The 9,626-nt window shown below is 72.9% G+C and carries 7 protein-coding genes and 1 pseudogene; 4 read left to right on the top strand and 4 right to left on the bottom strand.

What is annotated here, in order from left to right; all coding sequences use genetic code 11:
- Positions 1-297 (top strand): annotated as a pseudogene (locus tag HW445_RS09510) (DUF4162 domain-containing protein); the annotation flags it as partial.
- On the top strand, positions 294-1,157 hold the full coding sequence (locus tag HW445_RS09505; RefSeq protein WP_180220592.1) for an ABC transporter permease: 864 nt from the start codon (positions 294-296) through the stop codon (positions 1,155-1,157). The pseudogene HW445_RS09510 and the gene HW445_RS09505, both read left to right, overlap by 4 nt.
- Here the strand turns inward: HW445_RS09505 and HW445_RS09500 are convergent.
- Together HW445_RS09500 and HW445_RS09495 are read right to left on the bottom strand one after the other, a co-directional pair.
- Entirely contained in the window at positions 1,123-2,652 is a 1,530-nt protein-coding gene (locus HW445_RS09500) for an NAD(P)/FAD-dependent oxidoreductase (RefSeq protein WP_180220591.1), read from the bottom strand. The genes HW445_RS09505 and HW445_RS09500 overlap by 35 nt on opposite strands.
- A gap of 82 nt (positions 2,653-2,734) precedes the next feature.
- A complete protein-coding gene (locus HW445_RS09495; protein WP_180220590.1) occupies positions 2,735-3,826 on the bottom strand; it encodes a magnesium and cobalt transport protein CorA in 1,092 nt (363 codons plus the stop codon).
- 587 nt (positions 3,827-4,413) lie between these two features.
- Between HW445_RS09495 and ssuE the strand changes: the two genes are divergently transcribed.
- Together ssuE and HW445_RS09485 are read left to right on the top strand one after the other, a co-directional pair.
- On the top strand, positions 4,414-4,980 hold the full coding sequence (gene ssuE / locus HW445_RS09490; RefSeq protein ID WP_180220589.1) for an NADPH-dependent FMN reductase: 567 nt from the start codon (positions 4,414-4,416) through the stop codon (positions 4,978-4,980).
- 160 nt (positions 4,981-5,140) lie between these two features.
- Positions 5,141-6,298: an LLM class flavin-dependent oxidoreductase gene (locus HW445_RS09485; protein ID WP_180220588.1), complete on the top strand. Its 1,158-nt coding sequence runs from the start codon at positions 5,141-5,143 to the stop codon at positions 6,296-6,298.
- 103 nt (positions 6,299-6,401) lie between these two features.
- Here HW445_RS09485 and HW445_RS09480 read toward each other — a convergent pair whose 3' ends face one another.
- Complete coding sequence (locus tag HW445_RS09480) at positions 6,402-8,642, bottom strand: glycoside hydrolase family 9 protein (RefSeq protein ID WP_180220587.1); 2,241 nt, start codon at positions 8,640-8,642, stop codon at positions 6,402-6,404.
- 296 nt (positions 8,643-8,938) lie between these two features.
- Complete coding sequence (locus tag HW445_RS09475) at positions 8,939-9,361, bottom strand: DUF350 domain-containing protein (protein ID WP_180220586.1); 423 nt, start codon at positions 9,359-9,361, stop codon at positions 8,939-8,941.
- Positions 9,362-9,626: the final 265 nt, after the last annotated feature.

Below are 9,626 nucleotides of genomic sequence, written 5' to 3'. Positions count from 1 at the left end.
CTGATCGCGGCGGAGGGCCTCGCCGCGTTCTCGGCCCGGGGCTGCCGGCAGCGGGTCACCGTGGCCACGCCGGCCGCCGACGCGCTCCGCGGTCCGCTCACCGCCGAGGGCGCGAGCGTGCGGACGGAGGACGGCCTGCTCGTCGTGACCGGCCTGGACGCGGGGCGCGTCGGGGAGATCGCCCAGCGGCACGGCATCCCGCTCTCCCGGCTCCAGGAGGAACGGCCCTCGCTGGAGGAGGCGTTCATGCGCCTGACCGCCGAAGCCGTCCAGTATCCGACGGGAGACGCCCGATGACCGCCGCACCGCACGCCTCGCCCCGGACCGCACCGCCCACCGTGCCGCAGGAGGAGCCCCGGCCCCGCTTCGCGGACCTGGCGGCAGCCGAGTGGATCAAGCTGCGGTCCCTGCGCTCCACCTGGATCGCCCACGGTGCCGCGGCCCTGGCGGTGATCGGCCTCAACGCCGGTACCGCCTACGACACCTACGCGCACTGGGAGGAGCGGACGCCCGCGGACCGGGCCGCGTTCGTGCGGGCCGGCCTACCGCTCCAGGAGGCGTTCACCGTCAACGCCGCCGTGGTGACGACGGTGACCCTGTGCGTCCTCGGAGCGCTGCCGCTCCTCGGCGAGTTCGCCACCGGCGCCCTGCGCAGCACGTTCACGGCCGTCCCGGCCCGGTCCGCGGTGACGGCGGCGAAGGCCGTGGTGGTCGCGGCCTTCGCCACCGCATGGGGTGCGCTCGTGACGGTGGTCTCCTTCCTCCTCACCCAGGCGATCCTCGACGGCCGCGGCGTGGGCATCGCCATGGACGGTCCCGGCGTCCCGCGGGTGCTCCTGGCGTCCGCGCTGCTCGCTCCCGTCTGCGCGCTGACCGGACTCGCCCTGGCCGCCGCGCTCCGCCGTACGGCCGCCACCGTCCTCGCCTCGGTGACCGCGGTGCTGGTGCTGCCGTTGCTGCTCGGCGAGGACCGGTACTGGACGGCGCTCGCGCGGCACGCGCTGCTCCTCGCGGCCTGGCTCCGGCTGACCGCCCCCGCCGGATCGGCGCCGTCCCCCCACCCCTGGACGGAGGCCGGGGCCTGGACCGTCTACGCGGTGTGGGCGGCGGTGGCGGTCTCGGTCACGGTGCTCGCCGTTCGCCGGCGGGACGTGTGAGCGGCTCCGCGTCACCCTCCCCGGTGGCGCGGAAGAGCCGCAGCTCGGGGTCGGTCACGTCGTCGGAGCGGAGCAGCTTCACGTCGGAGTGGTAGCTCATCGACGTCAGCCACGGCATCCGGTCGCCCTGGCGCGGGAGCTGGTCCACCGCTCTGCGGATGTAGCCGGCGGCGAAGTCCAGGAAGGGACGCGTCGGCATGTCGGCATCGCTCACCTCCGGGCAGGCCGCGTCGTACCCGTGGGCGTCCAGGTGGGACAGCAGGCGGCAGAAGTGCTCGCAGAGCAGGCCGATCTTCAGCGTCCACGAGGAGTTGGTGTAACCGATGGCGATAACGAAGTTCGGTACCCCGGAGAGCATCATCCCCTTGTAGGCGACGGTGTCCGCGAGCCGCACGGGCTCGCCGTCGACGGTGAGCGCGATGCCGCCGACCGCCTGCACGGTCAGACCGGTGGCGGTGACCACGACGTCCGCCTCCAGCTCCCGGCCCGACTCCAGCAGGATTCCCCGCTCCGTGAACCGGGCGACGCGGTCGGTGACCACTTCGGCCGTTCCCCTGCGGATCGCCGTGAACAGGTCGCCGTCCGGGACCGCGCACAGCCGCTGGTCCCAGGGGTCGTACGGCGGGTTGAAGTGCTCGTCGACCGGATAACCCTCCGGCAGATGGCGGATGTTGACCCAGCGGATCAGTTTCCGCGCGGTCCTCGGGAACCGCTGGGCGAACGACCACAGGGCGCGCTGCTGGAGGATGTTCTTGTGCCGCGTCAGGGTGTGACCGCGTTTCTCGCCGAACCACTTGCGCAGGGCGACGGCCACCGCGTCCTCACGGGGCACCGGCATGACGTACGTGGGCGTGCGCTGGAGCATGGTGACGTGCGACGCCGTCGCGGCCAGCGCGGGGACCAGGGTGACGGCGGTGGCCCCGCTGCCGATCACCACCACCCGCTTCCCGGCGTGGTCCAGGTCCTCGGGCCACTGCTGGGGGTGGACGACGGTGCCGCGGAAGTCCTCCCGGCCCTCGAAGTGGGGGGTGTGGCCCTGGTCGTAGCGGTAGTAGCCACCGGCGCAGAACACCCAGCGCGCGGCCAGCCGCAGCCGCTCGCCGCTGTCGGTGCGCTCCACCTCGGCCAGCCAGCGGGCCTCCGCGCTCGACCAGGAGAGGGCGACGACGCGGTGGTGGTACCGGATGTGGGCGTCGAGCCCGTTCTCCTCCACCGTCTCGCGCAGGTACGCCAGAATCCGCGGCGCGTCGGCGATGGCCTGCCGGTCCCGCCACGGCTTGAACGCGTAGCCGAAGGTGTGCAGGTCGGAGTCGGAGCGGATGCCCGGGTAGCGGAACAGGTCCCAGGTGCCGCCCGGGGCGCCACGTCCCTCGAGGACGGCGAAGGACTTCGCCGGGTGTTCGGTCTTCAGATACCGCCCGGCGCCGATCCCGGACACGCCGGCTCCGACGACAAGGACGTCCAACTGCTCGACAGGCGTCTCGGTGGGGCTCACTGCGTCACTCCCGCTTCGTCACTCCCGCTTCGTCACACCCCGCTGCGGCCGGGGGTCATCCGACTATGCGCCCTGCGCGCCGTCACAGCCAGCCGTTGCGCTTGAAACCCCGGTGGATGAAGAAGCAGGCGACCACGATCAGGCCGAGGGCGTAGGCGTATCCGTAGCGCCAGCCCAGCTCGGGCATGTGCTCGAAGTTCATCCCGTAGACGCCGCACACCATGGTGGGGACGGCGATGATCGCCGCCCATGCGGTGATCTTCCGCATGTCCTCGTTCTGGGCGACCGTCACCTGGGCGAGGTGGGCCTGCAGCACCGAGTCCAGCAGGGCGTCGAAGGCGGTGATCTGTTCGGTGACCCGCGCCAGATGGTCGGCCACGTCGCGGAAGTAGGCCCGTATCTCCTCGGTGACCGGTGCTGCCGGATCGGCCGCCAGCCGGGCCAGCGGCTGCGCGAGCGGCACGGCCGCCCGCTTGAACTCCAGGAGTTCGCGCTTGAGCTGGTAGATCCGGCCGGGGTCGGCGGTGCGGTTGTCCGGCGAGAAGACCTGCGTCTCGACGGCCTCCATGTCGTCCTGGAGGGCCGCCGCCACCGTGAGGTACTCGTCGACGACATGGTCGGCGACCGCGTGCAGCACCGCCGAGGGGCCCTCGGCCAAATGGCTTGGCAGGGACTCGAGTTGCTCACGCAGCGGGCCCAGCGAACCGTGGCTGCCGTGGCGGACGGTGACCACGAAGCGGGGACCGGTGAAGACCATGATCTCGCCGGTGTCCACGACCTCGCTGGTCGCGGTCAGTTCGGCGTGCTCGACGAAGGTGACCGTCTTGAAGACCGAGAACAGGACGTCGCCGTACTGCTCCACCTTGGGCCGCTGATGGGCGTGGACTGCGTCCTCCACCGCCAGCGGGTGGAGCCCGAACAACTCGGCGACGTCGGTGAACTGCTCGGCGTCCGGCTCGTGCAGGCCCAGCCAGACGAAGCCGTCGCGGTGCCTGCGCGCGAGGCGGACCGCCTCGTCGACGCTGCCGGGACCGTCCTGCCGGACGCCGTCGCGGTAGACGACGCAGTTCACCACCGTGGAGCCGAGGGGCGAGCGCGCGGGGTGGTTGAGGTCCACCCGCCGGCTGCGCCGCGCCAGCCGCGCCACCTTGCGCAGGTTGCCGACCATGGACATGTGGGCACGCTCCTTCGCCCGACTCGGCCTGTACGGCTGCCCATTGTGCCTGCTGACGCGGCCGGCGCGGCGTCTCGCATGGCGGCCACGCGTTGACGTCCGTGAAACCGCCGTGTTTGCATCGGAGCATGCCGCGCCCGATGCTCACCTGTCGCCGCTGCGTCGACCTGGTCCGTGTCGCCGCAGCGCTCTGTCGCGTGGTCTGACACCGGTTCTCCCACCGGTCGGTCCTTCCTCTCCGCCGCACCGGCGGACCCCGGCACCGCCGCCGAGCGGTGACCGGACGGCCACCGGACGGTAGCCGGGCCGGCCACCTGCCCGGTCGCGGCCGGCGGGTCCCGATCCCGCCCGCCGCCCGCCGCGCGTCCCGGCGAGGACAGGTCCGTGCTTCTCCCCGTTCCGGGGCTCTCCCGACCCGAGTCCGTTCCGGCGTCCGTTCCGGTCCGTCCGTTTCCGGTCCGTCCGGCCCTGGTCCGTTCCGTGCCGCGACCGCGCCCGCCCGGCGGGCAGTGCGCGGGACCACGGGCGGACCCGTGCGCGCCGGCCCGTCCCGCAGACCACCGCCCCACTCCCAGGAGGCACACCTCATGGCCACCGTCCTCTCCCTCTCCGGCAGCCCGTCCCCGACCTCCCGCACCGCGCGCCTGCTGCGCCACCTCGACGCCCGGCTGACCGGCCAGGGCCACCGGGTGGTCCCCCTGGACGTCCGCACCCTGCCCGCCGAGGCGCTGCTGGGCGCCGACTTCACGCATCCCGCGATCGTCTCCGCCACCTCCCTGGTGGCCGAGGCGGACGGCGTGGTGATCGGCACCCCCGTCTACAAGGCGGCCTACTCGGGTCTGCTGAAGTCGCTGCTGGACCTGCTTCCGCAGTACGCGCTGGCGGACAAGACGGTGCTGCCGCTGGCCACCGGCGGCTCCACCGCGCACGTCCTCGCCATCGACTACGCGCTCCGTCCGGTGCTGAGCTCCATGGGCGCCGGCCACATCGTGCAGGGCTGGTTCACCCTCGACAAGGACATCACCGTGGCCGAGGACGGCACGGTGACCGTCGCCGAGCACACCGCCAGGGCGCTGGAAGGAGTGGTCGACCAGTTCTCCGCCGCCCTCCAGGAGCGCACCCGCCGCGCGGTCGTGCGCGCGGTCGCCGCATGAGCGAAGGGCGTCCCGCCACCCGGCCGGTCCTCACCGGGGCGCCCGTCACGGGCGCGCCCGTCGCCCTCCCCGCGTCCGCCGTCCTCCCCGCGTCCGTCACCCTCTGCGCGTCCGCCGCCCGTTCCGTGTCCACCGCACCCACCGAAAGGCGTACCCTCCGGTGAACCTCACCTTCCACTGGTTCCTGCCCACCAGCGGCGACAGCCGCCACGTCGTCGGCGGCGGCCACGGTGTCCGCCCCGGCGCGGCCGGAGGCGACCGGCCGCCCACCGTCGGCTACCTGTCCCAGATCGCCCGCGCGGCCGAGGACCTCGGCTTCACCGGCGCGCTCACCCCCACCGGCGCCTGGTGCGAGGACGCCTGGCTGACCACCGCCATGGTGAGTCAGCGCACCGAGCGGCTCAAGTTCCTCGTCGCCTTCCGGCCCGACGCGGTCTCACCCACCCTCGCCGCCCAGATGGCCTCCACCTATCAACGGCACACCGGCGGGCGGCTGCTGGTCAACGTGGTGACCGGCGGTGAGAGCCGGGAGCAGCGCGCCTACGGCGACTTCCTGGACAAGGACGGGCGCTACGAACGCACCGACGAGTTCCTGGACATCGTCCGCGGGCTCTGGGCGGGGGAGCGGGTCACCCGGACCGGGAAGCACCTGCGGGTCGAGGAGGCCGAGCTGAACCGGCTGCCCGGGACGGTGCCGCCGGTCTACTTCGGCGGATCCTCGCCGCTCGCCCTGGAGGTGGCCGCACGGCACGTCGACGTCTACCTCACCTGGGGCGAACCGCCCGCCGCGGTCGCCGAAAAGATCGCCCGGGTCCGGGCGCTCGCCGAGGCGCGCGGCCGCCGGGTCCGGTTCGGCATCCGGCTGCACGTCATCACCCGCGACACCCCGGACCTGGCCTGGGCCGAGGCGCGGAGGCTGCTGGAGGGGTTCGCCCCGGAGACGGTGCGGGCGGTGCAGGAAGGGCTCGCCCGCAGCGAGTCGGAAGGGCAGCGCCGCATGCTGGAGCTGCACGGCGGCGGCACCGACGGCCTGGAGATCCACCCGAACCTCTGGGCCGGCATCGGCCTGGTCCGCGGCGGCGCCGGCACCGCGCTGGTGGGCAGCCACGAGGAGGTCGCGGACCGGATCGAGGAGTACCACGCCCTCGGCATCGAGGAGTTCGTCCTCTCCGGGTACCCGCACCTGGAGGAGGCCTACTGGTTCGGCGAGGGCGTCCTGCCCCGTCTCGCCTCCCGCGGGCTGTGGACGCACCCGGCCGGCGAGGTGACCACCGGGCAGCCGGCCCTGGAGGTCCCCTTCGCGGGGGCCGCCCGCTGAACACTCAGGCGGCCGGCCCGGCGGCCGCCGCCGGACGCCCCGGTGCGCCGGGCGGGGACCTCCTCCCGCCCGGCGCACCGGGAACCGTGGTGCCGTCCGGCGACTACCCCTGGTCCGCCGCGAACGACGCCATCCAGGCGAGGGCCGCGTTCCAGTTGATCGTCAGCTCGTTGGTGGACCACGACTGGATGTCGTCCACGTAGCAGAACTGACCCGTGCAGCCCCGCAGCAGGCTCTGCGCCACCGGGTCCTGGATGCTGGAGTTCGGGCCGCCGGAGAGCGTGCCCGCCGGCGGGTTGGGCAGGCTCGGCTCCAGCTGGTGGGCGTACCACCGGCTGTGCTGGTTCACCGAGGTGACGTCGCCGTAGCCGGTCACGTACGAGATGTTCAGCGCGTTGCGGCCCAGGATGTAGTCCAGGCTCTGCAGCGCCCCGTCCCGGTACCGCCGGTCACCGGTCAGGTCGTAGGCGGTGGCGATCACATGGGCGTTGTTGAGGATCTGCGCGTTGGAGCCCCAGTCGTAGACGTTGTCCTTCGGGGCGTACGGCATGCCGTAGGGGTGCTCGCGCAGGGTGGTCAGGTACTTCTCGGCGCCCTTGACCACGGACGCGCGCACGGACCGCAGGCCGGGGAGCCGGTTCGGCACGGTGGCCAGGTCCAGCCGGCCGGCCGCCGCGGTGCGCTGCCAGTCGAAACCGAGCGGGTTCCAGATGTCCGCCGTGTGCACGGGGGACTTGAGGATGAACCGCTCGAACTCGGCGTCACCCGTGGTCAGGTAGAGCTGCGCGGCCGCCCAGTAGAACTCGTCGGAGGCGTCGGTGTCCGGGTAGGCGCCGCCGCCGATGCCGTCGTCGGGGTCCGGCAGGACGTCCGGGTGGGCGAGGGCGGCCCGCCAGGCGGTGCGGGCGGAGTTCAGGGCCTCCTTCGCGAACGCCCGGTCGTACGGCTTGTAGAGGCGGGCCGCCTGCGCCGCGGTGGCCGCCAGGTTCAGGGTGGCCGTGGTGGTCGGCGGGTGCAGCTCACGCTTCTTCGGGTCGAGGTGCGGCAGCAGCGGCAGTCCGGTCCACTCCGAGTCGTGGATCTTGTGGTGCGCCATGCCGGCCAGCGGCTGCCCGTCCGGCACCTGCATCTTCAGCAGGAACTCCAGCTCCCAGCGCGCCTCGTCCAGGACGTCCGGCACCTTGTTGCCGGACTCCGGGACGCGCAGGCTCCCGTCGCGCAGGGCGCCCGGGCTGCCGGTCGGCGCGTACAGCGAGCGCTCGTAGGTACGCAGCAGCTCCCAGGTGGAGATGCCGCCGTTGACGACGTACTTGCCGTGGTCGCCGGCGTCGTACCAGCCGCCGGTGACGTCCAGGGAGTAGTCGCACACGCCCGGCTGGCAGGGCACGGAGGAGTCGCCCTGGTTGGGCGCCTCACCGACGTGGCCCGCCGGGCGGCCGTAGCCCGGGCGCAGGTCGTCGCGGATCTCCTGGCCGCTGCGCTGGGTGTAGTAGAACTTCAGGGAGTCCAGCCGGAGCCGCTCGTAGGCCTCGGCGGAGATGTCGAAGGGGCGGCTGGTCTCGCCGTCGGCGACCAGCACGAAGCCCTTGCCGGTGCCGCGGTAGGAGCCGAAGTCCACCGAGTGGACGTTCTGCCCCGAGGAGGTGTCGGTGCCGCGCGGCACGGTCCTGCCGCGGGCCACCGTGACGCCGTCGGCCTTCCGCAGCTCCCACGGCAGAGCGCCGGCCGCCTCGGTGACCAGCGTCGCGTTCTTCGGCCCCTTGGGGAGGTAGGCGACCTGGTTCACCCGGACCCGCGGCCCGGTGTCCGGCTCGTACTGCTCGGGCGGCACGCCCCCGACGAGCGAGATGTCGTCCAGGCACATCCGCCACGCGTCGGCGCTGCCGCCGGCCTGGAAGGCGACCTGGGCCTGCGACGTGTCGGCCGGGGCGGTGAAGGTGTACGTGTACGCGTTGCCCGAGACGCTCAGCTGCGGGCTGACCTCGAAGTAGGTGTCGTAGGGATCCACGGCCAGGCCCACCACGGCCCGTACCACGTGGTCGGCCGGGGTGCCGGTGGCCGAGAAGGACAGCCGGTAGGTCTGGCCCGCCTGGAGGGTCAGGTCGTTGTGGCCGACGATGGCGTCCCAGCGGTTGGCGGTGCCGCCGGGTATCGCGGCGCACAGCTCACCGTCCTCGAGGGCGGTGGTGACACCCGCGCTGCTCCACCAGGGATCGGTGGAGGAGTCGAAGGTGCCGTTCCTGATCAGCTCGACCTCGTCGGCGCCCGCCGGGCCGGCGGGCAGGGCCAGGGCGGCCGCCAACAGGGCCGTCACACCGAGCAAGGTGGTTCTGCGTCGTTTCACGTCCGGGGCTCCTCGGTCGCGGTGCGGGTGGTCACGGGTGTGCCCAACCGGATTGGGAGCGCTCCCAACTCCGGTAGCCGGTCATGGTCATGCACGATCTGACCCAGCGTCAATGGGGCGGACGTGACGGATGTTCGCCGCGGTCCGAAACGCGTCGTGAGGGCCCTGGAAGTTAACGGCGGAAACGGGGAGGCCGGCGGCCCCGGGGCCCGCCCGCGCGGGTGGCACGCGGGCAGGCCCGGCCCCGACGGCGGCCCGGGCGGGCCATGCAGGGCCGCGGACGGCGCGGCCCGGACTCAGGCGATGGACGCGGAGACGATCGCGGCCACCGCCAGGTTGCAGGAGGCGGTCACCCACACGGCGGGGTGCGGCTCGGGATCCACCAGCGTGGCGCCCAGCTTGCCCGGGGTGACCAGGTCCACCACCAGGAAGGCCACGGCCATCATCACCAGCCCCAGCAGGCCGAAGACCGCGGTCGACACCAGGCCCTTGCCGAAGTCGTCGTAGGTGGTCCAGATCGACGTGAAGACGATCCCGCCGATGCCCAGGAGGGCCGAGCTGAGCAGCACGGCGGCGTTGCGGTTGCGCTGCTGCCAGATCTGCTGCCCCAGCTTGCCGGGCGTCAGCGCGTCGATCAGGAAGATGCCGAGGATCAGCAGGACCACGCCCAGGGCGCCGTAGGCGGTGGCCCGGCCGAGGCCGTCGAGGATGTCGTTCATGGAGGTCGGCTCCAGGGGTGAATGATCAGCGGTCAAGGAGAGGCAAAATCTAGCGCAGATGTTCGGCCATGCGTCCGGGAAGAGTGCGCTCCGGTCTGGTCATCGGATGTTCGCCGGGTCTTTGCCGCGGCGTCCGCCGCCGTGCGGCGGCCCCCTTGTACGGTCCGGCCATGCCGACCGACCCCTCGGTGATCCGGCTCATGGCCGTGCTCGCCGTCCTCGTGACCGCGCCGCTCTCGCTGGCGCTGGGCCTGCGCGCCCTGGA

Source organism: Streptomyces sp. UH6 (genome assembly GCF_013421635.1).
Lineage (GTDB): Bacteria > Actinomycetota > Actinomycetes > Streptomycetales > Streptomycetaceae > Streptomyces > Streptomyces abyssomicinicus.
The sequence above is the reverse complement of the archived record's forward strand: the minus strand, read 5'-3'. Positions and strand labels throughout refer to the sequence as shown.